Genomic DNA, 23,498 nt, shown 5'->3' with positions numbered 1-23,498 from the left:
AAATTAAGAAAAAATATAATATTAAGGACAAGACGGAAAAAATATATGCGATTTTACTTTAACCCTTTTTTGTTTAATGTAAAAAATTATTTCTTTGGGTTTTACTTATTAAAAGCTTTAAGTAATACTTACTTACTGAAAATCATAATACAAACAAAAAAACCGCTCTACAAAAAGCAGAACGGTTTATATATTAAATTTGTCTTAGCAACTTGCTACTACATCATTCCTGGCATTCCACCACCCATTGGCATAGCTGGTTCAGCGCTCTTTACTTCAGTGATTACACATTCAGTGGTAAGAAGCATTCCAGATACAGAAGCTGCGTTTTAAAAAGCAACTCTTGTTACTTTACTTTGCTATCCGAAGTCTCCTGACTTTGTGCAACGAGGGATTTTGCAGAGCCGGATTATCTTTATTTTTTTCCTCTCCTTTCAATGATAAGGTATGCTGCATCCAGCATTTTGATCAGATGAATATACGGGTTTATCATATTCCTTTCAGGAAGATTGTCATAGACACCCAGTGAGAAATAGACCATTCCGGAAATAAAATAATCAAATTCCTTGATGCTGTATTCTTTGAATGCTTTTTTAAAGACCAACAGGGGGATTTTGGTATTCTTTCTCCGAAAGCAGGCCAAGGACCAATGGAGAGACATCTTCCAATTGAGTATCGACTGTATATTTCTTTTCCTTCAGCATGATGAAGTAGCCTGCACGGATGAATGAACGCATCGCCTGGTGAAAATGATAAATGACGGACGGTTCTTCTTTTATCCAGCTATTTCTTTTGACAGCATAATTCATAATGCTGTTTAACAGCTCTTTGGATGCTGTCAGATCGTTGAGCTTAAAATAGGTCTCCATCAGCTGTAGGCCGCAATGCTTCTTCCGGCCTTTCCCAAGCCGGGATTGAAAGTCTGTTCTGTTTTTTTTCATGAGTGTGTATTTTTATGGGGTGATGTATTTTTAATAATTTTTTTAAGTGGCTATATACAATTTTACATTACTGTCATTCTGACGAAGGAAGAATCTCATAATATGGCTTAGATTCTTCATTTCACTTCGTTACATTCTGAATGACAGCAAACCATATAATCTGGTGCAACATTGTATATTCTTACCAAAAAAATAGGATAGAATTTATGTTTTCCTAAAAGCCCTAAAGCCGCAATGGATTGTACACGCCATTGTACCGTATCATGATACTTTATGTTGTAAAGCAGGCTTAGAAAAAGATGATTGTAGAAAAGCAGAACAGCATGAAAATAAAAACGGCATGAGACTCTACAATATCTGTACTAGAGGTACTGGTATACCGTGCAACAGATAAGAGAGCCCACGCCTAGGTCGTGAGCTTCATACTTATCATCTTGTTGCTTTAAAATTACCAGTTTTCTAGTACAAGATTCTAAGCAATAGCTTCTATATTTCTTTGAAGTATCGCAAAATTACATCTTCAAATGTAATCCATTAACAAATATAATATATTTTTTCAGATATGGTGATATATCACCATGAAATATTTAATTGAAATTGCAAAATTGCTACTAATTATAAAATTAATGGATAGCAAAGACGTTTTAAAATTGTATATGCAGTGTTTTTCTGAACATCTCAAGGAGATAAGAAAGGAAAAATATAATTCTATGGATGCTGTTGCACAAAATTCAGTTTTTGATTCCAGTAATTATAATAAATATGAAAATGGTAAAGGAAATCCAACGATTGAAACCATTCTTAAAATGGCTTCAGCATTTAAAATTCCACCAAAAGAACTATTTGATTTTGACTTCGATATAGAAAAATATAAAATTGATGAATAATTTTAGTGACAAAAAATGCGAGAAAAATCCAACTTAGACTTTTACTCCACATTTTGCTAATACAATGTTATCTGTAGTACTTTTATCCATCTAAATTATCCCATTCATCTCCCGTAATCCATCTTAAAGCAGATAATTTACCATTAATCATCCCCCATTCAAAATCATCAAAATATAGTTCATCATCACTAAATTTCTCTTCAACTTTTTTGGCAGATTTTAATGCTCCTTCCCAAATATCATCAACAATTGTTGTTTGAGAAGTTTTTATATCAAAGTCTTCACGTTTAATAATCTTTATTTTTCCCAATTCGATTTGATGTTCACGAAATTTATGTCTATTGTACCAAATTTTTAAACGAAGTTCTTCCTCTGCTTCTAAAATTTCTGACCATTCCCTAAATTCAAATTCCCAATCGTTTGTAAAATCAAATTCTTCAACTAGTGCAGGATTTATTGAATTTAATGCTTCAGGTAGATTAATGAAATACTGACATTTATTTGAATCAAAAATAATAGCAAAATCTTCGTGAAAGTCTTTTTTATTACCTGTTTTGACACTAAAATCATTAGTGTTATGAGTAATGAAAATTATTGCAAACTCTTGAGCAATATTTTTGATTTTATAATCATTAAGAGTTTCTATGATAATTGCATCTCCAATGCTATTTTTTGAATTGTGAAAGGGAGCCTGTTTTTCAATGGCTCTTTGTGTTGCATTTAATTTTATAGCATCAGTTATTTCAAGTATTTCTGATTCGCTTAATAATTTCTCAATTCTCGAAATTGAAGAAGAAACACTTTCGCCCATAAGGGGAATTTTCTTGTCAATGTTGTTAAGTTGTGTTAGAATCGTTTCTTTGAAATCTTTATCAGAGTGCTCTTCTACAAGGTTTTTTACAGTTTTAAAATGGCTAGACATACTTTTACTAGCATCAAATATTATCCTTTCTTTATTTCTTGAGAATTCATCTATAACTATTTGTGGAACAATTAATTCTATTTCTTCATTATGTAAAAACTCTTCAAGTAGGCTTAATAATTTTTCATTTTTAACCGATTTAGCTAAATCCAACCAAACACAAGTGTCAATTAATAATTTGCATTTCATTTTTTATTATGTAAACGGTTTTGAAGTATTGCAGATAACATCCAAATTTACGTATTGCGCCAATATACTATATGCAATTACGTTAATGTTATTCTTATTATGGCTATCTATTTGTTAATCATTAAATGTAAATATACTCTTTCCTTATGGAAAACCATAATAAAAACAAAAAAAACCGTCCCACAAAAGCAGAACGGTTTATATATTAAATTGTCTTAGCGACTTGCTATTACCTCATTCCCGGCACTGCTACTGAACGAATTCTTTTGTATGGCTTAAGTATAATAATATACCTTAAAAACAAAGCCACAGTAGCGAGGCAAAGTCTCTGAAGAGGATTAAAAAGAAAATTGCAACGGAGGATTAATAATATTTTCATTCAGATCGTTCGCAAGTTCATTAGAGTTATTTTGTAGAAAGACAAGAATTTTGTTTCTAATTTTCATTTCCATGTCTTTTTTAGATCTAATATTAAATAAATTTAATAGTGACTTTGTTCTAGAAGATTCATTATGGTAAATTATCACAATTCTTTTGATTTTGCTATCTACATTATCAATAAAATCAAATACCTCATTTATATAGCTCGAGTCAGATTTGTCGAGTGAATGTCCCCAAAAATAGAAGATATAATTTTCTGAGTCAGATTTTTTTAATTGATTTAAAAAATAAAAATCTGTTCTATTATTAAATTTTTGAAAATATTTAGTAAATTTTATATATTCACTTTTGTGACATTCTTCATTAAATAGTTCGCTTATCCCAAAGACAATATTTTCTTTTTGAGCCTCAGATTTTCCATGCAAATAATTTACACTAATTTCTTTATTATCATATAGCTTTTCAAATGTTGGGGTATAGTTAAATGTGAAATAATAGTTTATATTTTTGAAAATTTGTGATAAATGATCATTAGAATTATACTTTTCATATAAGGGAACAACAAATGTTTGAATATATAAATTAAATAATTTTCTAAATTCAATTAATTGAGAGTAGATTGAATTTATAATCTTATCTTCATCAAAATCAATATTATATCCATATTTATTTACTAGAAATTTCTCATTAATAGTAAACCCTTCATTTTGAACGTTAATTATCTTTAAAAAATTTAAAATTTTAGCGAAAATTATATTGTTATTTAATTTTGTCTTTATAGCTAAAATTGAGTTTGGATGAATTGGTCCAACTGAGGAGATAGTTTCTCGCATCGTTCTAATGCTGTAGAATATATTTTCTAATAAGTACTCTATCTTATTTTCAAAATCTATCCAAGTGTCGATTTCTAGTTCATTTTTGAAAAAATTAAAAAGGATATTTTTATTTGCCGTTTCAGTAATCAACTCAATGTTATTTTGATCAAATTTTATATCTGTAGAGAATGAATCTTTTATCATTGCAAATGAATCGGAATTTTTATAAACATTCTCAAAATCGCTATTGTGATTTTGAGAAATATAATCTACGATTTTTATAAAATCCTTATAAGTCGTTGGTAATTTATGATGTAAATCAAACCCGTTTCCAGTAATTAAAATTCTCGGCATAATCTTGTTATTAGTATTATGATTTTTTGTAATATTTAGTCTAACTTAGGTTTTTTATTAATTCTAATGTTGGTTTTAGGATTGCAGGAACATTGTCATCAATTAAATCTTGATAACTTATTTCTCGTTTCCCTAGAACATCAACTACAAGACAATTTTGTGGAAATAGAGTGAAATTTTGATCGAAATTATTTGATAAATATATAAAAAGCGCCTCAGCAAACATTCCTAATTCAGATACATTATAGCCTTCTAATTTAGCTACAAACCAAATTGCACCAACATATTGTTTCCCCTCTTTTTCAAAGGAATAAATTTGGCTTGGTGTAATCTGTACACAGGAATAGTTTCTATGTAAATAATTGACTTTTTATTTGTTTTAGATATTATTTCGTAATTCTCGGGTAACCAAATTGAAAAATCAAAATCCTCGTAATTATAAAGGATATTTAAATTTCTTTGGTACATGTCTTTTGTTTGGTTTGTTAATGAAGGCACAAAGAGCCCTAAAAGTTCAGTAATTTTGTCTTTAATCGGTTCGGTAGAATTTAATCTAATGGCATTATTCATTGTACTTAAGCTTCTTACCCAATAGTTTCCTCCACCTTCAGATTTTATTTCGACTTCTTTGCTTATAGTATTTAGAAAACCCTTTTGACTTTTATCTGATTTTAGCCTAAATTTAATAATATTGTTTATTGATATTTTTTTCATGTTATTGTTTTACGTGAAGTTAAAGAAAAAATTCTATTGTTAAACTATGTTGTAGACAATGAAATAGAATCTAGATATGTCATTTGAAGTTCCAATTTTATTGGCAATTTAAAATATTGTATAAGTTCTTCCTTACGGGAAACCGTACTTTATATATAAACAAAAAACCGCTCTACAAAAAGTAGAACGGTTAGTATATTAATATGCCTCGGTCGCTGACCGTTACATCATTCCTGGCATTCCACCACCCATTGGCATAGCTGGTTCAGCGCTCTTTACTTCAGTGATAACACATTCAGTGGTAAGAAGCATTCCAGATACAGAAGCTGCGTTTTCAAGGGCAACTCTTGTTACTTTCGTAGGGTCAATGATTCCTGCTTCAAGCATGTGTACATACTCGTCAGTTTTCGCATTGTATCCGAAGTCTCCTGATCCTTCTGCTACTTTAGCAACGATTACAGAACCTTCACCCCCTGCGTTGGCAACGATTTGTCTTAATGGTTCTTCGATCGCTCTTTTCACGATTTTAATCCCTGTAGTTTCGTCAGAATTGATTCCCGTAAGGTTTTCCAAAGCAGTGATCGCTCTTACTAAAGCAACACCACCACCTGCAACGATACCTTCTTCAACAGCTGCTCTTGTAGCGTGAAGTGCATCATCAACTCTGTCTTTTTTCTCTTTCATTTCAACTTCAGAAGCAGCACCTACATAAAGTACGGCAACACCACCAGCTAACTTAGCTAGTCTTTCCTGAAGTTTTTCTTTATCGTAATCAGAAGTAGATGTTTCCATCTGAGCTTTGATCTGAGCTACTCTTCCTTTGATTTTAGCTTCGTCACCACCACCGTTTACAACAGTTGTGTTGTCTTTGTCGATCGTTACTTTCTCAGCAGTTCCAAGCATATCCAAAGAAATGTTTTCCATCGTGAAACCTTGCTCTTCAGAAATTACCTGACCACCTGTAAGGATCGCGATATCTTCTAACATTGCTTTTCTTCTGTCTCCGAATCCCGGAGCTTTTACAGCAGCAATTTTAAGAGAACCTCTTAGTTTGTTTACCACCAAAGTAGCTAAAGCTTCACCTTCCACTTCTTCAGAGATAATCAATAGAGATTTACCACCTTGTGCAATTGGCTCAAGAACTGGTAACAATTCTTTCATTGAAGAGATTTTCTTCTCTACTAAAAGGATATACGGGTTTTCTAGTTCAGCTAACATTTTCTCAGGGTTAGTCACAAAGTAAGGTGACTGGTATCCTCTGTCAAACTGCATCCCTTCTACAACGTCTACTGTTGTATCGATACCTTTAGCTTCTTCTACAGTGATTACTCCTTCTTTACCTACTTTTCCGAACGCTTCAGCGATCAAAGCACCGATCGTTTCGTCATTGTTAGCAGAAACGGAAGCCACTTGCTTTACCATTTCTGTAGAATCTCCAACAGTCTGAGACTGTGCTTTAAGGTTTTCAACAACAGCCGTTACTGCTTTGTCGATTCCTCTTTTAAGATCCATTGGGTTAGCACCGGCAGCTACATTCTTAAGACCTTCTCTTACGATAGCCTGGGCTAAAACAGTAGCGGTAGTAGTACCGTCTCCTGCGATATCATTAGTTTTGGACGCAACTTCTTTTACCATTTGCGCTCCCATGTTTTCTACTCTGTCTTCAAGTTCGATTTCTTTTGCTACAGAAACACCATCCTTAGTTACGTGTGGAGCACCGAAAGATTTTTCGATCACTACATTTCTCCCTTTAGGACCTAAAGTTACTTTTACTGCATTAGCCAATGCATCTACCCCTCTCTTTAAAGCGTCTCTTGATTCAATATCGAATTTTATTTCTTTTGCCATAATTTTTAAGCTTTAGGCTATAGGCTTTAAGCAATATGCTTTTACCTGTAGCAATTAATTATTATTTAATAATTTTTTTCTAAGTTGTATAAGTTTTTGTCTGGTTAAATTCAGTGTTGCATTAAGGCCTGCTATTTTATCCTCAGAAGTAAAGCCTAAATCACAAGAAAGTAAAAGAAGATATTCAGTTTCATTTGTTGAACCTATACTTATTTCTATAAATCTTGCGAATTCTTTGTCAGTGGATCTTCCACAACCTTCTGCGATATTGGTAGGGATAGAAACGGCTGCTCTTCTGATTTGAGAAGTAAGACCAAAAAGTTCTGATTTAGGAAAATTTTCAGAAATAACATAAATTTCTTTTACCAGTTCATGAGCAATTTTCCAGATGTCATATTTTTTGTAGTCTCTCATTGCCTACTGCTTATAGCTTAATGCCTACTGCGTTTTACCCGATAACTCCTAATAGATCAGCCTCTCTTACGATTAAATAATCTTTCCCTTCTAACTTCAATTCAGCACCTGAATACTTTCCATAAAGAACTTTGTCCCCTACCTGAACAGTTGTAGGCTCATCTTTTTTACCAGGACCTACTGCCACTACAGTACCTTCTTGCGGCTTTTCCTTTGCAGTGTCCGGGATAATAATACCTGAAGCTGTTTTAGTTTCTGCAGCGATTGGTTCTACCAGAACTCTGTCTGCTAATGGTTTAAAGTTTACTGACATAATATATTATTTTTTAATTATTTCTCTCTTGTAATTCTCTAAATGTATGCCATGAGACGCTGATGGATGAAATGGCAGAATTTTATTCCCGAATGTGAAAATTTGGCAGAAAAATAAAAAAAAGAAAGCCGGAGATATCCGGCTTTTGTTGGTATGGCTGTGAGCTAGCTTTTATGGGCAGTATTGTCCAGGTCCAATCCATAGGATACATTGTCCTTTGTAATTGTATTCACAGCAAAAGCGTCCCACAGCACCGCCGTTGATGGATTTCTGAGCATCACGGCTTAATAATTTAGCATTTTTCATAGTTAATAATTTTTTGTTTGTATGATTCCTGAACATTTAAAGTCAATCAGGTTTTTGACATTTGGTGTAAAAGAAGTGATTCAAATATAAAACTTTTTCCTTAACGAGTGATATATTTTAATTATTTTTTTTAAAATAATGATTTGGTTATCAGTTGTTAAGAGGGTTGCTTGATCAGTTCCAGGGACATTTTTCTTCCTGCCATATCTATTTCCTGTTTCAGGACCTTTCTCGTGTCAATGTCAATAAAGTAGGTTGTAGTTGTTGTTTTGTCTGAAATGTCATCAGTTGTTTTCACTGCCCAGACTTTTTGACCTTTGTAATCGGTTTTTTCTACCCCAAGGATGTAGGCTTTCATCATTCCGTTTTTTACGGACTTGGGATTGTAGTCAACAATAGAGATTTCAGCGGTATATTTTTCTTTCAGGGGCAAGAACCGGATCAGCACCGGATAGCTGCTGCTGTCAAAATAATCGGCAGCGGGAATATCGATGATATCTTTTTTCCGGGATTTTTTGTCCAGGTAATATCCCGTAACCTTGTTTTTTCCGGATTTCATCACCATATCTCTCATAGAATTATAAGAGGAATGATAATCCGGCAGAAAATTATTGGCTTTTACAATGGTTGAATCTGTCCATGCGGCATTCGGCATCTGTTTCATGCTTACACTGGTTTTAATGAGCAGATCGGTGGGATTTAATTTTTTAATCCGGGTGATAATGCTGCCGATTTCTACTTTTGAACCTGCATTTTCTGCATACCAGATGGCTTCGGAGGTTTCGTCTTTTATCATGGTATGATCAAGGCTCACGTTTGCCGGGGTAATGATTTTTTGCGAAAATAAATGAGCACTGCTTATCAATAAAAATAGAATCAATGATTTCATAGTTTTTTAGTGAATAAGTAGAGCTGATTATCAAAAAGTTACATAGTTTGTTGCGTTATACAGATTGAATTTTGTCTTGCCGCCGCTGGTTGATCTTGGAGAGGACAGCTCCTGAAACGGCGATCCCTATAAAATTGGTTACAGACCTTGCTTCGTTCATAAAACGGTCCACACTGTAGAGCAGCGCAAGATCTGTCACAGGAATTTTTCCAAATCTGTTAAGGGTAAACATAAGAGCCAGAAAACCTGATCCCGGAACGCCTGAAGCTGTTTTTGACGCCATAGAAATAACCAGGAAAAGCCAGAAATAATCTTTTGGAGTAAGGGAAATAGAATAGAACTGAACCAGAAAAATACAGGAAATAGAGAGATAGATACAGGCTCCCGGCAGATTGAAATTATATCCGAGAGGAATGACAAAACGGAGAATTTTCCGGTCATATCCCTGGGATTCCATTTTTTCAAAGATCATCGGAAATGCCGTCTTTGAAGAAGAAGTGGCAATCACCAGTATAATTTCCTCTTTGATGCTGATCAGAAAATCCCACAAGCTGATTTTAAACAAATAACTGACCAATCCCAGAACTCCAAAAATAAAAACAAGGCAGGTAAGGTAAACGGTAGCTACAATTTTACTTAACGGTAAAAGCGTATTGATTCCATAGACAGATATGCCATAGGAAATGTTGCAAAAAATAACTACCGGAAGAAAAATATAAACATATTTTATAAGCTTGAAGAATATATCTCTGCCTCTGTCTAATATCGTGAGCAACTTCTTTTTTCCCCTGGAAAGGCCGATAACGATTCCTGTCACCATGGATACGAAAAGGAGAATGATATAATTGCTGACAGGCAGGCGGTTCCCGGAACTGATTAAAAAATGCCGGGGCAGTTCTTTATGGGCTGCTGTAATGATTCCTGTATTGGCTCCCGGTTTTAAAAGAAGGCTAAATCCCATACCCAGCAGGATGCTGACAGAAGTCACGAGCAGGAAAAGAAGAATCATCTGTCCCACAACTTTAAAAGCATTTTCAATGCTGAAAATAGAACTCACTCCATAGGTTACTGCAATGAAAATAACAGGAACGATAAGAACCTCAAGAAGTATAAAAAAGTAGTGGCTGACCTTTTCCAGCTGTGACCCGATTTCAGGAAAATAATACCCCGTTAATGCCCCGCAGATAATAGCGGTAAACACGTAGAGGGTAAGATTCCTTAAATAGGAGTCTGTAAAGGTTTTTTCATTGGATAAAGGAGCCATCATATCGTTTTTGACAGGATAAGAATACGAAATTTATACATATGATTTATATCACGCCAAGAATAAGCGCGCCAAGCAGCATTACTATTGAAGAGCCGATAGCCCATTTTAAGGTAAATTTCAGGTGGTCTGAAAATTCAACACCGGCCAGCGAAACCAGTAAATAAGTTGATGGAACCAAAGGACTCAGCAAATGAGAAGCCTGCCCTACAAGACTGGCACGGCCTAAAATATCAGGAGAAATACCCAGCTGGTGACCTGTCGCAGTGACCACAGGCAGTATACCGAAATAATAAGCATCGTTGGTGAGGAAAAAGGTAAGGGGAACACTGAATACCGCGGTAATAATATTAAGACAGCTGCCCCAGTTTTTCGGAATGATATTGATAATGCTGTTTCCCATGGAATGCATAATTCCCGTGCCGTTAAGGATTCCGGTGAAAATACCTGCACCAAAAATCATTCCTGCCACGGACAAGGCGTTGCCGGCATGTTTTGAAATGATTTTCTGCTGATCCTTAAGTTTCGGGTAATTGATCACAGAGGCAATACAAAAAGCAATCATGAAGGCAATTCCTAAAGGAATAAGATCCAGGATCATTACACATAGAAGGATGAGGGTCAGGATCAGATTGATGATAAGCAGCTTCGGACGACGCAATGCCGGATCATTTTCGCCTACGATATCCTGTTGGCTGTACCTTGTATACTTGCCATACTTATTTATTCTCTTTCTTTCTTTTACTCCGAGGATATAAGCCACTATAAATACCCAGGCAAGGCCGATCAGCATGACTGGAATCATCGGGACAAATATTTCAGTATGTCCCAGTTTCAGGGAGCTCATTACCCTTGCCGTAGGGCCTCCCCAGGGTAAGATATTCATGATACCACCCGCCAGCATAATGATACAGGTAAGAACTAAAGGATTTATACCCTGTTTTTTATAAAGGGGAAGCATAGCCGCGACTACAATAATATATGTGGAAGAACCATCTCCGTCTAATGATACTAATGTAGTGAGAATGGCCGTTCCCAGGGTTGTTTTTACCGGATTGTCTCCTATGGCTTTTAAAATAGCGTTGACAAGGGGTTCAAAGAGCCCGGTATCAATCATCAGGCTGAAATAAAGAATGGCAAAAATCAGCATGACGCCTGTAAGCGCAATTTCTTTTACTCCGTCCTTCATCATTTTTCCCAGGTCTGGTCCAAAGCCTGCCACCAGTGCAATAAGAACCGGAACGAGAACTAAAGCTGTAAGAGGAGTCATTTTTTTATTCATGATGAGGATCATGAATATGAAGATCATTAAGAAACCAAGAAATGTAAGCATAATGTATAGATGTTAATGAAGTAGTTATTTTTGTTTTTTTCTCCAGTCGAAGTTATTTCTGAAACCTATAAACCCGTAGTTGCTTGTTTTCTTAGTTTCCAGCTGATTGATGAATGCGATTTCCAGGGCAGAATTTTTTCCTGTTTTTATTCCAATTCCTGCTGTGATGCGGTTGCTGTCAAAGGGTTCTTCTTTTTCCATGTTCATTCGTATCTCATTTTTAAGAATACCGTAGAGCTTTTCTTTTTCTCCTTTTTTATGGAAAGGAATTCTGACAGAGATGAGATACCGGATTCTTACCTGGAATTCATCAGGATTGCTGATAAAGCGTTCTTCCACTCTGAGCCGGTTGGATAGGGAGGTCCTTCCGATATAATAATCAGCAGTTACCTGTTGGAAAGGTCTTTTTTCATATCTTATCTTTTTTGAATCATCAGAATTATAGGATTCCAATACCAAAAACATAGCACCTGCAGCGGGTTTGATATTTTCGGCAACTTCGTAATCCAGATAGGCATTGAGAAGGAAAAGCCTGGTGTCATACGCTAAATCAAAAGAGCGGTATTGGGTGAGTGCCGTTAAAGTATTTTTATCGGAAACTTTTGCCGACATCAGATACTGAAACCACATATTGTAATTGTCTTTACTCTGACCCCGTAGAAAACCGTTGAATAAGAATAATAATATAATAAGAGTTAATTTTATTTTAAGTTTCATATAATATTTGATTAACATTGCGGTTTCTCAAATATATTTATTAGAAGGAGCGGCTTATGAATTTTTCAATCAATGACAGTTTTTATCAGTGAACTGCATTTTGACATAAAAAGATATTATATTTGATGGTTTTCAAAATAAGAGATAAAGGATGTTCTTAATCATTAATTTTATTATTATTTTATTGATTATCAGAATTTTATTTAATAATAAGATTCTTGGGAGCCTTATGAAGTACCGCTGGAAATTTTTGTTGAGGTTTCAGCATATTTTCTTCTTTTTTATCTTCATTTTGATGACTTATTTTACCGAAAACTACTTCCTCAACCCGCCTGAACTGATTTGGAGTATTATTTTGAATGTACTTTTGAATGTCGGGATCTATTATCTGGTGTATTATTACCTTGTCCCTTATTTTTATTTGTCCAATAAGTATCCGGAGTTTATTCTGTATGCTTTGATTGTTTTTTTGATCTCCAGCCTTTTCAGAATTCTTTGGGAGCCGGCGGTCTTTATGATGAATTTCAGTAAAGAGGGATATCATGTTGGTTTTCTCTATAATGTCTATATCTCCCAGGGAATAGTGATCCTGGTGGCCTCATTTTTAGGAATTACTAAGGATAAATTTTTAATAGAGCAGGATGTGATTGATCTTGGAGAAGAAAAGGAGCAGCTGTATCTCGATCTGCTGAAATCCAAGCTGAATCCTCATTTTTTGTTGAATACACTCAATAATATATATGCCAACAGTTTTACCCGTTCAGAGAATACTCCCGATTCTATTTTACAGCTCAGTAAGCTTTTGCAATATATTATCTATGACAGTGGGAAAGAAAAGATCAGTGTTAATCAGGAATTTTCTTCCCTGAAAGCTCTTGCCGCTTTATATCAGCTGAAATATGATAACCAGCTTGATATCGTATTTGACGTTAAAGATCAGGAAGAATTTGATATTGTAGAAGTTCCGCCATCGATATTTCTTACTTTATTTGAGAATGCACTGAAACATTCGGCGATAGGAGAGGAGAAGAGCAGTTTTATTACGATATCGTGCAGAATAGAGCATTCGGAATTATTTTTTGGCATTGTCAATTCCGTACCGAAGCACAGAATACGTTCTGTTGAAACGGGTTACCACGGATTGGGAAATGATGCGGTTATTCATATATTAGAAAAATATTATGGGGATAAGTTTGAATTCCTTTTAGGTCCGGAAGAGAATGATCAGTATAAAATTGCTTTAAAAATGAATGTAAATGGCTAATTTGACGATAGTAAATGTAGATGATGAATATCCTGCATTGCAGCTTGTCAGGCATTATTGTGACCAGATCGGAGATGCTGATCTGGTGGCGTCATTTCAGAATCCGGAGAAAGCGCTGGAATTCCTGAAAGAAAATAAAGTGGATCTTGTTATTTTTGATATCAATATGCCCGGAATAAATGGCGTGGAACTTTTACAGCAGCTTCCGTACAAACCTCTTTGCATTTTTCTTACTTTAGAATCAAAATATGCCGTAAAAGCATTTGAACTTGATGTTGTGCATTACCTTGTAAAACCTGTAGATTTCGATACTTTTAAGAAAGCGATCCAGAAAGCTAAGGATTTTCTGCACTTTAAAAACTCAGCCCAGAATCATCAGGAGGACTATATTATGTTTAAATCTAATTATGTCATGAATAAAGTCTTGCTGAAGGATATTCTATGGATACAGGGGTTTGGGGAATATATCGTACTGATCACGCCGCTGAAAAAATATATGATTCTTGAAAGGATGTCTAATTTTGAGGAAAAGTTTCAGAATTTCAGGTTTATCAGGATTCATAAATCCTATATCGTATTATCGGCCCATATCAAGTCTTATGATTCAAACAATGTGTATCTGATAGGAGGCGAGCAGCTTCCATTAGGAAGAACCTATAAAAAACTGGTAAAAGAATATTTAAGTTAAATAAAAAAGAGGCTGAAATAGCCTCTTTTTGCTTTTATTTTTTTCCTGCTGCCTGCATCGGATTTACCTTTCCGGTGGAGCCTCCTCTCACTGCTCCTCCTTCCTGTTTCTGTTTAAACAGTTGGAATTTTGAAATTTCAGTGCCGGCACTGTTGCTCCAGAAATTATTTGAAGTGTCAATATCTGCCGTTTCTCTCATCGGATCAAGCTGGATCGATTTCAGTTTCTTTTCAAAATAATAGGTCTTTGAAACTTTCTGTTCATTAAGTCTCCAGATCTGTGCAGATGACTTGTCATATAATTTTGAGCCGTCTTCAAAGGTAAATTCAAGAATAATAGGCATTACCAGTCCGCCTTTGTTCACAAAATCTATCTGGTATACAGTTATATTTTTAAACCTGTCTTTGTCCTTAGCGTCCAATGGAAGAGTAGCCTCGGTCTTTACAGTATATTCTTTGTTAGGATCTGCTTTTTCCTGTCCCCTGTCATATCTGTAATAGAAATCCTGGACCTCTTTATCTTTATCAGCATAGAAGGTAATCTTCTTATCTTCCCTGTTTCTGATCTTTGAAATATCTTCAAAGCTGTTCACTAAGGGCTTATCAACCTGATATTTTTTTTCTTCCGCTGCCTTGGGAGATGTTTCCAGGTTAGGAGTAGCCACCGTTACCTTGTCAATGGCAATATCTACAGGATCTGTTCCGTAGAACCAGCCTCTCCAGAACCAGTCGAGGTCTTCACCGCTCGCATCCTCCATGGTACGGAAGAAATCTGCAGGTTCAGGATGTTTGAATGCCCATCTTTTGGCATAGGTTTTATAGGCTTTATCAAAAAGTTCCCTTCCCATGATGGTTTCACGAAGAATATTTAATCCGGTAGCCGGTTTTGAATAGGCATTGGGTCCGTATTGAATGATGTTTTCAGAATTACTCATGATGGGTTCCAGCTGATCCTTTGGAAGTTTCATATAGTCTACGATCGTCCAGGCCGGTCCTCTTTTGGACGGGAATTTATTGTCCCATTTTTCTTCGGTAAGATATTCGGTAAATGTATTCAGCCCTTCATCCATCCAGGCCCATTGTCTTTCATCCGAATTGATGATCATAGGGAAGAAGTTGTGTCCTACTTCGTGGATAATTACTCCAATCATTCCGTTTTTAGTGCCTTCAGAATACGTTCCGTCTTTTTCAGTTCTTCCGAAATTGAAACAGATCATAGGATATTCCATTCCGTTGGCAGCTTCTACAGACTGTGCAACAGGGTATGGATATGGGATGGTAAATTCTGAATAGGTTTTAATCGTGTGGGCTACTGCTCTTGTGGAAAACTTTCTGTAAAGACCGTAAGCTTCTTTAGGATAAAAACTCATGGCCATTACTTTATTATTGTTTTCAGGAATTGTGACACGCATTCCGTCCCACACAAACTTTCTGGAAGAAGTCCATGCAAAATCTCTTACATTATTGGCTTCAAAAATCCATGTTTTTCTTTGTTTAGAGTGGTTTTTCTCTGCTTTCTTAGCTTCATCCAGCGTCACGATTTCTATCGGTTCGGCTGCATTTTCAGCTTTTCTGTATCTTGATAACTGATCAGCGGTCAGCACCTGATCATAGTTTTTACATTCCCCTGTTCCTCCTACAACATGGTCGGCAGGTACATTCATGGAAACTTTAAAATCTCCGAAAACCAAAGCAAATTCACCTCTTCCTGTGAACTGATGATTCTGCCAGCCCTGGAAATCACTATAGACACACATTCTCGGATACCATTGGGTCATCGTATACAGGTCATTTCCGTCTTCAGGGAAATTTTCATAGCCTCCACGGCCGCCCATTTTGATCCTGTTGGGAATATTGTAGTTCCATTCTACTTTGAAGGTAAGCTTCTCACCTTTTTTCAGTGCCTTCGGAAGATCAATACGCATCATGGTTTTGTTGACCGTATAAGGTAAAGGATTGCCGGAAGCATCCGTTACTTTTTCAAGGTTTACTCCATATCCGTTATCTTTTACAGGAAGTTCCGTTACCTTAAGCTCATGCTCATTGGTTGACGGACGGAGGACTGATGAGGTGTCATAGCCTGCATTTTTAACAGTTGACTGTTCGTTTTCATCCAGCTGAAGCCAGATATAATCCAGCTCATCAGGAGAATTGTTGTAGTAAGTCACCGTCTCAGACCCTTTCAGATTTCTTTTGTCTTCGTCCAGGTAAGCGGTAATGTTGTAATCCGCCCTGTTCTGCCAGTATCCGTGTCCCGGAGCTCCTGAAGCGGTTCTGTAAATGTTGGGGGTAGGAAGAATAGTGCCAAGCTGCTCGAATTTATTTCCGTGGTTGCTGCCTGGATTATTCTGAATATTTTGTGCGGTGAAACCTGTATATGCAAATACAGAAAGTGAAAGTATAACAACTTTTAGTTTCATAACCGAAATGATTTAATAGTGATCAAAGATAGTAATAAGCCATTGAAATAATAAAAATATTTCAAATTTAAAAAGGAATTCTTTCCAAAGTCATTTTTAAGGATAACGCAAAAACTCCCGAAGAGACAAATAAGATCCAGTCTTTCTTATTGACCTTGAAAATACTGAGTAAAATAAACAGCGTGATCAAAATGGCAAAAACAATGACGATCTGTCCCAGTTCCAGCCCGATATTGAATCCCAGAAGCGGAACAGCAAGCCCTTGACTTTTGGCGATCATTACCCTGGCGGTATTGGCAAAACCCATCCCGTGAATGAGCCCGAAAATAAGCGCAAGATAATAATTGGCCCGCATCAGGGTCTGTTTTTGATTTTTCATGATGATATTATCCAGTGAAGTTAAAACAATGGTCAGGGGAATTAAAAACTCAACCCAATCGCTTGGAACTCTGAAGACATCCATAATACTTAAGGCTAATGTTATAGAATGTCCTATGGTAAAGGCGGTTACAAGGATCAGAATTTTTTTCCAGTCGCTGTAAGAATAGACAGCAATCAATGCCAGAACAAATAACTGATGATCTAAAGCATCCAGGGAAATAATGTGTTCCCAGCCAAGGTTTAAATAGAATAAAAAATCCTGCATATTAATGATAGGGTATTGAATTTTGATTATTATGTTAAATTGAATTAAATTTTGATTATTTTAATCAATATCATTTATTTTACTTATTAATATTATGCATTAACGGTGTTTGAGATAAAAATTGTATAATTGTACTATTAAATGAATAGCAATGGATATTAAAAAATTACTCTTTGCAAAAGTAAACATTTCGTATGGAGGGACGAAGTTTCTTAGAAATGCTACAGTTGCTTTTTTGGGATTGTACTCGTACGGTTTTTATGGGCAGGTACAAAAATTAGATTCCCGTTTTGATATTTTGTTAAGGAATAAAGAAAACCTGGCAAAAGGAATTACGATCAAAGAATTGGAACGTGCCGATATGAAACTGGATCAGCATTTGGTGGTGACTTCTAAAGGGGCCAAAACCATGTATTCCTGTATTATCTATACTAAAGATCCCGAAAAACTGAAATCTGACGGATTTTTAGTACAGAGCCAGCTTCCTGCTTTTTCTACTGCATTGGTTAGCCTTGAAGACATTGAAAAGCTGACGGGACTTCCTTATGTAACTTCTGTAATGGCGCCTGCATTTGATGAGCTTCATAATGATGTGAGCAGAGCACAGTCTGGGGCCAGTCTTTTACAGGATGGTGCTTTCAATAATACAGCTTATAACGGAACAGGAGTTTTGGTAGGGGTTTATGATACCGGAATAGACTGGAAACATCCTGATTTTAGAAAAGCCAGTGACCAGACCAAAAGTAGAATTGTTTCTATTTGGGACCAAACTTTAACAGCACAGGGGAGTGAAGCACCTCCTGCAGGGTTTTCCACAGGAGTGGAGTATACAAGAGCCCAGATTGAAGATGAACTGGATGGAACACCTACAGGTTTTGTCCGGGAAAATGATACCAATGGACACGGTACGCATGTGGCGGGTACTGCGGCAGGAAACGGTTCTGCCTTCGCTGACAAACGGCATAAAGGATTCTCCTCGGATGCAGATATAGTTTTTGTAAAAGGAGGAAACGGTTCTTTCCCTACCACCAATACAATTAATGCGTTAACATATTTCCAAAATGTGGCTACCGCATTAAATAAACCTATTGTGGTAAACATGAGTATCGGAGGGCAGGCAAGTGCCCATGACGGAACGTCTTCTCATGAAGTGGCCATTAATACCTTTACAACAGCAGCTCCTGGAAGAGTTGTAGTCATCTCCGCAGGAAATGATTACGGGGCGAATCTTCATAGAGCGGTTAATATAGAGCCGGGTGCGGCACAGTCCTATACCTTTACCGTAGGAAGTAACACTTCTGCCGCTTCTATATTCGGGTTTCTGATGTATGCCAATGACAATACCGAAGTTACAGCAAAGCTGACAGCTCCGGATGGCCAGCAGTATACCCAGAATGTAAGTACTAATACGGCTCACAGTATATTAGGCGGCGGCTTTACAGCTACAATGTATAATTATTGGGGATCCGATAACAATAAACGTTATGTTCAATTAGTCGTTAGCAGAGTTTCCGGATCGACAGCAAACTGTCAGGGAACTTATACGCTGGAAATTACAAACAACGGAACACAGCAGATCAATACGCATGGCTGGCTGTATACCCAGGGTGTGGCTACTACTTTACAAAACGGAGATAATGAATATATTGTAGGGTCTCCTGGAAATGCATCTAATGCCATTACAGTGGCTTCTTATCTGGGAAGAGGAAGCTGGTATTCCTCTGTAGGAGGTTATCTGACGACCACCCCGCAGGAATTAATTTCTTCATTTAGTGCGCAGGGACCAAGGGTAGATGGGTTTCAGAAACCGGATATTGCAGCCTCAGGACAAAATGTGATTTCTGCAAGATCCGGTAATTCCGCTCCCGGAACTACTGATATCATTGCTGGAACGGATTATTATGTAAAAAATCAGGGAACAAGTATGTCTTCACCGGGGGTGGCCGGAGCGGTAGGCCTGTTGCTTCAGGCTAATCCGGCACTGACTGCAGCTCAGGTGAAATCCCGTCTTACTACTAATGCCAGAAAAGACGGTGCTACGGGAAATACTATTCCAAATGCAAGATGGGGATATGGAAAATTAGATATTTATAAAGCCGTTACTTCTGAGTTGGGGTGTGTACCTTCTAATTTTGAAATAGTAACGTATGATGAACCTTTTGTTGTTGTCAATACAGAAAGTAACAGTGCCAACAGTAATTTTGATAATACGGCATTGGCCGTTCGGTACACCCCTACATTGACAGGGAAATTAGGCGGATTCTCATTTGCAACGGGATCCGGTACACTTCCCGGGGACCTGGCAGTGGATATCCAGATAAGAAAAGTAAATGCAAACGGAGATCCCGGTGATATTATTGCTGCGAAAACCATTTCATCATGGCTGAATAATACCCAGAGATTTACCTGGAATTATGTGGATCTGTCCAGCTTAAATATTCAGATGGTCACAGGAAAGGACTTTTATATCGTGATCAACGGCCTTGCCGGAAGAATTGCGATAAAAAATGAATCTATTGCAGTAAGCGGTCGAAGTAAAACTTCAACGGACGGCACAACCTGGACAGCAAGAACTTTCGATCTTAAAATGAGAGCGACTATTTATGAAAATGTAGCGGAGGTGAAGAATCTGGCAACAGCCAATCAAACTAAATCCAATGCAGTGACAGCAGGATACAATTATTTTACAAATGCATGTCAGCTGATCGCAAGACTTGAAAAAGAACCCGCAAGTACAGTTACAGGAAACGTAACTTCAAAAGTATGGGTAGATAACGCACAGCCAAACTATGTTTCAAGAAGATTTGAAATCAATCCGGCAACCGATGCTGCCACCGCAACAGGGAAGGTGACCTTATATTTTAAGCAGGCAGATTTTGATGCCTATAACGCAACCAACAGTACAAAATTGCCGACTTCCCCTACGGATGTTGCTAATAAGGCCAACTTTATTATTGAAAAATATTCAGGAACAAGTGCTGGAAATACGGGTACTGTAGCTTCTTTTGGAAGTGCAGCAACGATTATCACTCCGAATATTGCTGATATCGTATGGAATGACACTTACCAATATTGGGAAGTAAGCTTCCAGGCCTCCGGTTTTGGCGGATATTTTGTCAGAACAAATTCAGCATTGGGAACAGCTGATATTACACTTAATGCTGAAGTTAATATCACGCCAAACCCTGCTAAGGATGTTGTAAATGTTATATTAGGAAAATATTCTAAAGGAACGGTGACTATTCATGATGCATCAGGAAAACTGATTAAGACCGCCACTGTTAATACAAACTCAAACAAAATTGATGTCTCGGCATTCGTGAAAGGAGTTTATATGTTTACTGTTATATTGAATGACCATACAACGATTACTAAGAAAGTTATTAAAGACTAAATTGTCATCAATCAGATAATAATAGGGAGCAGCAGTTTTTATAACTGCTGCTTTTTTTATATTTGTCATAAAAAATAGAGGAATGCCGGGTAAATTTTTATATGTTTTTTTTCTGTCGCTAACCGTGATCTTTCAGAGTTTTGCGAGAGCAGAAGAGGTACATCCTTATCATGTAGGATCTGTGGAAATCAATTATAACTCAAAATCAAAGACGTTTGAAGTGACCGGAAGGTTTTTCCTGGATGATCTGGAAAATGGATTAAGTAAAAAATATGGATCTCCTTTTCATTTTAACGATCATCAATATAAAGCGAAACTCAACGAAGCGTTGCAGAAATACTGTCAGGAATATTTTAAACTGAAAGCCGACAATCAATTTTTAAAAATAAACTATGTGGGATATGAAGAAGATCATGAGTCGGTAAATGTTTTCCTGGAATCAGAAGCGCTGGGGAGCCCTAAAAAGGTAGAAGCTGCGGTAAGCTTTCTGTATAACCTTTTTGATGATCAGATGAATATTGTTCATATTATAGTGGATGGACAAAGGAAAAGTGAAAAGCTTTCCTATCCCAACCGGTACTTATACAAACAGTTTTAAAGGCTCATGGTAAAAGATAAAAATAAGAGCAGCTACAACGGAATGCAGCTGTTTTTTTTATATTAGCCTTCCATCTGAAGGAGGGTATTGATTCCTCTGGCATGAGCCATCAGATCAGGAAAGAAATCATCATAGCATTGCTGAAGAAAGCTTTTATTTTTTAAAAAAGCTTCAAAAACAGGAATGTCTTTATCCAGATATTTCGCTTTATTAAGAACATTTTGAATGCTGAATTTAATGCCCCAGTCTTCACGATAATTGTAGAGCCAGTCATCCTGTTCCATTTTTACCAGCATTTTCTTGAAATTCCCCGGAAGCCACTTTTCGTGCTCATTCAATATTCTGTAGACCCGTAATGAATGGGCTTTCCATTCTGCTAAGGAGTGCAGCGAAAGATCATGCGCTACAAAATAATCCATAGCAACGTCTACAAAAGCTCCGGCATAGAGCCTTACCAAAGGAGAAAATACTTTTTTGGCTTCATGAATAGCAGGGTGGGAATCTGTAAAGGTATCAACAGCCCTGTGCAGCGTAATCCCATCCTGAATATCTTTAGGAAATGAAAAACGGTCTTTATTCCGTATAAAATCTTCAAGAAATTGACCAACGACTTGTCCGTCAGTAAAACTTAGAAAAGAATGGGCCAGGTAATTCATATTTTAAAGGTATGAATTAAAAGTGATAGTTATTCCGGTTCCTTATCAATATCTTCAATAGCCTTATTGTTGACGGTGGGCCTGTGCAGCAGCATTCCCTATTCATAATAGTAAAAACCAGCTTTATAACTCATCATTCACCAATCTAAAAAAGTCTTTCATGAAAATCTTCAATTTTACTCACTTCTTCAATCTTGATCCCGAATTTTCTTTTTGGAATTTTGTTAAGATTGGAAACAAATATCTTTTCGTAACCCAGTTTTTCAGCTTCGGTAATTCTTTGTTCAATTTGGGCAACCGGACGGATCTCTCCACTTAATCCGATCTCTCCGGCAAAGCAATAGTGTTCGGAAATGGCAATATCTTCATTGGATGAAAGAACGGATGCGATTACCGCAAGGTCTAAGGCCGGATCATCAGTTTTAATCCCTCCGGTAATATTTAAAAAAACGTCTTTTGCTCCCAATTGGAATCCTGCCCTTTTTTCCAGAACAGCCAGCAGCATGTTTAATCTTTTGGAATCAAAGCCTGTAGAACTTCTTTGCGGAGTTCCGTACACCGCAGTACTCACCAAGGCCTGGATTTCCAGTAACATTGGCCGGTTTCCTTCCAGGGTCACCGCAACGGAGTTCCCGGAAAGCTCTTCAAATTTTTTGGTGATAAGAATTTCCGAAGGGTTTTTGATTTCCTTTAACCCCTGGGAAATCATTTCATAAATTCCGATTTCAGAAGTAGATCCAAAACGGTTTTTATTAGCTCTCAGCAGTCTGAAAAGATGATTCCTGTCTCCATCAAAATTCAAAACTACATCTACCATGTGTTCCAGTACTTTTGGACCCGCAATCTGACCGTCTTTGGTGATATGTCCGACTAAAAATACAGGAACACTGTTCTCCTTTGCATATTTAATAATTTCATTGGAACATTCCCTGATCTGGGAAACGGTTCCCGGTGAACTTTCGATCAGCTGGGACTGAAGGGTCTGAATAGAATCAATGATCACGAAATCCGGTTCCAGTTTTTTCGCTTCATGAAGTATTTTTTCCAGCGATGTTTCGGTAAAGAGGAAACAGTTGGGGTTCTGGATATCAGTAAGCCTGTCTGCTCTCATTTTGATCTGCGAAGCACTTTCTTCACCGGAAACGTAGAAGATTTTTTCTTCATTTTTAAGGCCAGCTGAAGCAGCAGGGTTGATTTACCAATCCCCGGCTCTCCGCCAATCAAGGTGACAGATCCTAAAACAATACCTCCTCCCAGTACCCGGTTCAGTTCCTCTGAAGGCGTTTTTATTCTGGGTTCTTCGCTTGTTTCCACTTCAACAATATTGATGACATGTTGCTTGGATTTAGAAAAGGGAGGCGTTTTGTGAGATGTTTTTTCAACGACCTCTTCCACTAAAGTATTCCATTGCCCACAATTTTTGCACTGCCCCATCCACTGTGAATATTGGGTGCCGCAGTTTTGACAGAAATATGCTGTTTTCAGTTTTGCCATACTGCGAAGTTATAAAAAATGCATTTTTATCAAGAGACTTTCATGGATTAAA

Annotated in this window: 20 protein-coding genes and 1 pseudogene; 5 read left to right on the top strand and 16 right to left on the bottom strand. The window is 36.8% G+C overall.

The window, feature by feature from the left end:
• Positions 1 to 415: 415 nt before the first annotated feature.
• Both MUW56_RS06765 and MUW56_RS06760 read right to left on the bottom strand, forming a co-directional pair.
• Positions 416 to 604 carry a hypothetical protein gene (locus MUW56_RS06765; protein ID WP_292012479.1) on the bottom strand — a complete coding sequence of 63 codons (189 nt, stop codon included), beginning with the start codon at positions 602 to 604 and terminating at the stop codon, positions 416 to 418.
• Positions 594 to 941: a hypothetical protein gene (locus MUW56_RS06760; RefSeq protein WP_292012478.1), complete on the bottom strand. Its 348-nt coding sequence runs from the start codon at positions 939 to 941 to the stop codon at positions 594 to 596. The genes MUW56_RS06765 and MUW56_RS06760 overlap by 11 nt, the downstream gene beginning before the upstream one ends.
• Positions 942 to 1,519: 578 nt before the next feature.
• On the opposite strand from MUW56_RS06760, the gene MUW56_RS06755 reads away from it, so the two are divergent.
• Positions 1,520 to 1,828 (top strand): helix-turn-helix transcriptional regulator, encoded by a 309-nt coding sequence (locus tag MUW56_RS06755; RefSeq protein ID WP_292012477.1) that lies wholly within the window; start codon positions 1,520 to 1,522, stop codon positions 1,826 to 1,828.
• Positions 1,829 to 1,910: 82 nt separating this feature from the next.
• On the opposite strand, the gene MUW56_RS06750 is transcribed toward MUW56_RS06755, so the two are convergent.
• The 10 genes from MUW56_RS06750 to MUW56_RS06705 all read right to left on the bottom strand — a co-directional run bounded on the left by MUW56_RS06750 (position 1,911) and on the right by MUW56_RS06705 (position 12,287).
• Complete coding sequence (locus MUW56_RS06750) at positions 1,911 to 2,939, bottom strand: PIN domain-containing protein (RefSeq protein ID WP_292012476.1); 1,029 nt, start codon at positions 2,937 to 2,939, stop codon at positions 1,911 to 1,913.
• 338 nt (positions 2,940 to 3,277) lie between these two features.
• The gene (locus MUW56_RS06745; protein WP_292012475.1) at positions 3,278 to 4,489 is read right to left on the bottom strand and encodes an AbiH family protein; all 1,212 of its coding nucleotides are present in this window, start codon (positions 4,487 to 4,489) and stop codon (positions 3,278 to 3,280) included.
• Between the two features lie 261 nt (positions 4,490 to 4,750).
• Positions 4,751 to 5,203, bottom strand: a complete 453-nt coding sequence (locus MUW56_RS06740) for a hypothetical protein (protein ID WP_292012474.1) — start codon at positions 5,201 to 5,203, stop codon at positions 4,751 to 4,753.
• Positions 5,204 to 5,425: 222 nt separating this feature from the next.
• On the bottom strand, positions 5,426 to 7,051 hold the full coding sequence (gene groL / locus MUW56_RS06735) for a chaperonin GroEL (RefSeq protein ID WP_292012473.1): 1,626 nt from the start codon (positions 7,049 to 7,051) through the stop codon (positions 5,426 to 5,428).
• A 54-nt stretch (positions 7,052 to 7,105) separates the two neighbouring features.
• A complete protein-coding gene (locus MUW56_RS06730; protein ID WP_292012472.1) occupies positions 7,106 to 7,465 on the bottom strand; it encodes a four helix bundle protein in 360 nt (119 codons plus the stop codon).
• Positions 7,466 to 7,499: 34 nt separating this feature from the next.
• Complete coding sequence (gene groES / locus MUW56_RS06725; protein WP_167022675.1) at positions 7,500 to 7,778, bottom strand: co-chaperone GroES; 279 nt, start codon at positions 7,776 to 7,778, stop codon at positions 7,500 to 7,502.
• 463 nt (positions 7,779 to 8,241) lie between these two features.
• Entirely contained in the window at positions 8,242 to 8,973 is a 732-nt protein-coding gene (locus tag MUW56_RS06720; RefSeq protein ID WP_292012471.1) for a hypothetical protein, read from the bottom strand.
• A 55-nt stretch (positions 8,974 to 9,028) separates the two neighbouring features.
• Positions 9,029 to 10,240, bottom strand: a complete 1,212-nt coding sequence (locus tag MUW56_RS06715) for a cation:dicarboxylase symporter family transporter (RefSeq protein WP_292012470.1) — start codon at positions 10,238 to 10,240, stop codon at positions 9,029 to 9,031.
• A 43-nt stretch (positions 10,241 to 10,283) separates the two neighbouring features.
• Positions 10,284 to 11,570, bottom strand: a complete 1,287-nt coding sequence (locus MUW56_RS06710; RefSeq protein WP_292012469.1) for a citrate:proton symporter — start codon at positions 11,568 to 11,570, stop codon at positions 10,284 to 10,286.
• Between the two features lie 24 nt (positions 11,571 to 11,594).
• Complete coding sequence (locus MUW56_RS06705) at positions 11,595 to 12,287, bottom strand: DUF2490 domain-containing protein (protein ID WP_292012468.1); 693 nt, start codon at positions 12,285 to 12,287, stop codon at positions 11,595 to 11,597.
• 295 nt (positions 12,288 to 12,582) lie between these two features.
• On the opposite strand from MUW56_RS06705, the gene MUW56_RS06700 reads away from it, so the two are divergent.
• Together MUW56_RS06700 and MUW56_RS06695 are read left to right on the top strand one after the other, a co-directional pair.
• Complete coding sequence (locus MUW56_RS06700) at positions 12,583 to 13,551, top strand: sensor histidine kinase (protein WP_292012467.1); 969 nt, start codon at positions 12,583 to 12,585, stop codon at positions 13,549 to 13,551.
• Positions 13,544 to 14,239, top strand: a complete 696-nt coding sequence (locus tag MUW56_RS06695; protein ID WP_292012466.1) for a LytTR family DNA-binding domain-containing protein — start codon at positions 13,544 to 13,546, stop codon at positions 14,237 to 14,239. The genes MUW56_RS06700 and MUW56_RS06695 overlap by 8 nt, the downstream gene beginning before the upstream one ends.
• 34 nt (positions 14,240 to 14,273) lie before the next feature.
• Here MUW56_RS06695 and MUW56_RS06690 read toward each other — a convergent pair whose 3' ends face one another.
• Both MUW56_RS06690 and MUW56_RS06685 read right to left on the bottom strand, forming a co-directional pair.
• Positions 14,274 to 16,658, bottom strand: a complete 2,385-nt coding sequence (locus MUW56_RS06690; RefSeq protein WP_292012465.1) for a M1 family metallopeptidase — start codon at positions 16,656 to 16,658, stop codon at positions 14,274 to 14,276.
• A 67-nt stretch (positions 16,659 to 16,725) separates the two neighbouring features.
• Positions 16,726 to 17,304, bottom strand: coding sequence for a HupE/UreJ family protein (locus MUW56_RS06685; RefSeq protein ID WP_292012464.1), 579 nt, complete (start codon positions 17,302 to 17,304; stop codon positions 16,726 to 16,728).
• A 151-nt stretch (positions 17,305 to 17,455) separates the two neighbouring features.
• On the opposite strand from MUW56_RS06685, the gene MUW56_RS06680 reads away from it, so the two are divergent.
• Both MUW56_RS06680 and MUW56_RS06675 read left to right on the top strand, forming a co-directional pair.
• Entirely contained in the window at positions 17,456 to 20,698 is a 3,243-nt protein-coding gene (locus MUW56_RS06680; RefSeq protein WP_292012463.1) for a S8/S53 family peptidase, read from the top strand.
• 82 nt (positions 20,699 to 20,780) lie between these two features.
• Positions 20,781 to 21,296, top strand: a complete 516-nt coding sequence (locus MUW56_RS06675) for a DUF6702 family protein (protein ID WP_292012462.1) — start codon at positions 20,781 to 20,783, stop codon at positions 21,294 to 21,296.
• A gap of 62 nt (positions 21,297 to 21,358) precedes the next feature.
• On the opposite strand, the gene MUW56_RS06670 is transcribed toward MUW56_RS06675, so the two are convergent.
• The gene (locus MUW56_RS06670; RefSeq protein WP_292012461.1) at positions 21,359 to 21,952 is read right to left on the bottom strand and encodes an ACP phosphodiesterase; all 594 of its coding nucleotides are present in this window, start codon (positions 21,950 to 21,952) and stop codon (positions 21,359 to 21,361) included.
• 145 nt (positions 21,953 to 22,097) lie between these two features.
• Positions 22,098 to 23,446: pseudogene (gene radA / locus MUW56_RS06665) on the bottom strand (DNA repair protein RadA).
• Between the last annotated feature and the right edge of the window lie 52 nt (positions 23,447 to 23,498).

It is taken from the genome of Chryseobacterium sp. (assembly GCF_022869225.1).
Lineage (GTDB): Bacteria > Bacteroidota > Bacteroidia > Flavobacteriales > Weeksellaceae > Chryseobacterium.
The sequence above is the reverse complement of the archived record's forward strand: the minus strand, read 5'-3'. Positions and strand labels throughout refer to the sequence as shown.

What these genes read in the sequence shown, in the direction of transcription:
- MUW56_RS06685 (WP_292012464.1), bottom strand. Translation starts at nt 17,304, where the DNA reads ATGCAGGATTTTTTATTCTATTTAAACCTTGGCTGGGAACACATTATT.
- MUW56_RS06705 (WP_292012468.1), bottom strand. Translation starts at nt 12,287, where the DNA reads ATGAAACTTAAAATAAAATTAACTCTTATTATATTATTATTCTTATTC.
- MUW56_RS06715 (WP_292012470.1), bottom strand. Translation starts at nt 10,240, where the DNA reads ATGATGGCTCCTTTATCCAATGAAAAAACCTTTACAGACTCCTATTTA.
- MUW56_RS06670 (WP_292012461.1), bottom strand. Translation starts at nt 21,952, where the DNA reads ATGAATTACCTGGCCCATTCTTTTCTAAGTTTTACTGACGGACAAGTC.
- MUW56_RS06755 (WP_292012477.1), top strand. Translation starts at nt 1,520, where the DNA reads ATGAAATATTTAATTGAAATTGCAAAATTGCTACTAATTATAAAATTA.
- MUW56_RS06760 (WP_292012478.1), bottom strand. Translation starts at nt 941, where the DNA reads ATGAAAAAAAACAGAACAGACTTTCAATCCCGGCTTGGGAAAGGCCGG.
- MUW56_RS06680 (WP_292012463.1), top strand. Translation starts at nt 17,456, where the DNA reads ATGGATATTAAAAAATTACTCTTTGCAAAAGTAAACATTTCGTATGGA.
- MUW56_RS06730 (WP_292012472.1), bottom strand. Translation starts at nt 7,465, where the DNA reads ATGAGAGACTACAAAAAATATGACATCTGGAAAATTGCTCATGAACTG.
- MUW56_RS06710 (WP_292012469.1), bottom strand. Translation starts at nt 11,570, where the DNA reads ATGCTTACATTTCTTGGTTTCTTAATGATCTTCATATTCATGATCCTC.
- MUW56_RS06740 (WP_292012474.1), bottom strand. Translation starts at nt 5,203, where the DNA reads ATGAAAAAAATATCAATAAACAATATTATTAAATTTAGGCTAAAATCA.
- MUW56_RS06675 (WP_292012462.1), top strand. Translation starts at nt 20,781, where the DNA reads ATGCCGGGTAAATTTTTATATGTTTTTTTTCTGTCGCTAACCGTGATC.
- MUW56_RS06690 (WP_292012465.1), bottom strand. Translation starts at nt 16,658, where the DNA reads ATGAAACTAAAAGTTGTTATACTTTCACTTTCTGTATTTGCATATACA.
- MUW56_RS06720 (WP_292012471.1), bottom strand. Translation starts at nt 8,973, where the DNA reads ATGAAATCATTGATTCTATTTTTATTGATAAGCAGTGCTCATTTATTT.
- MUW56_RS06745 (WP_292012475.1), bottom strand. Translation starts at nt 4,489, where the DNA reads ATGCCGAGAATTTTAATTACTGGAAACGGGTTTGATTTACATCATAAA.
- groES (WP_167022675.1), bottom strand. Translation starts at nt 7,778, where the DNA reads ATGTCAGTAAACTTTAAACCATTAGCAGACAGAGTTCTGGTAGAACCA.
- MUW56_RS06695 (WP_292012466.1), top strand. Translation starts at nt 13,544, where the DNA reads ATGGCTAATTTGACGATAGTAAATGTAGATGATGAATATCCTGCATTG.
- MUW56_RS06750 (WP_292012476.1), bottom strand. Translation starts at nt 2,939, where the DNA reads ATGAAATGCAAATTATTAATTGACACTTGTGTTTGGTTGGATTTAGCT.
- MUW56_RS06700 (WP_292012467.1), top strand. Translation starts at nt 12,583, where the DNA reads ATGACTTATTTTACCGAAAACTACTTCCTCAACCCGCCTGAACTGATT.
- groL (WP_292012473.1), bottom strand. Translation starts at nt 7,051, where the DNA reads ATGGCAAAAGAAATAAAATTCGATATTGAATCAAGAGACGCTTTAAAG.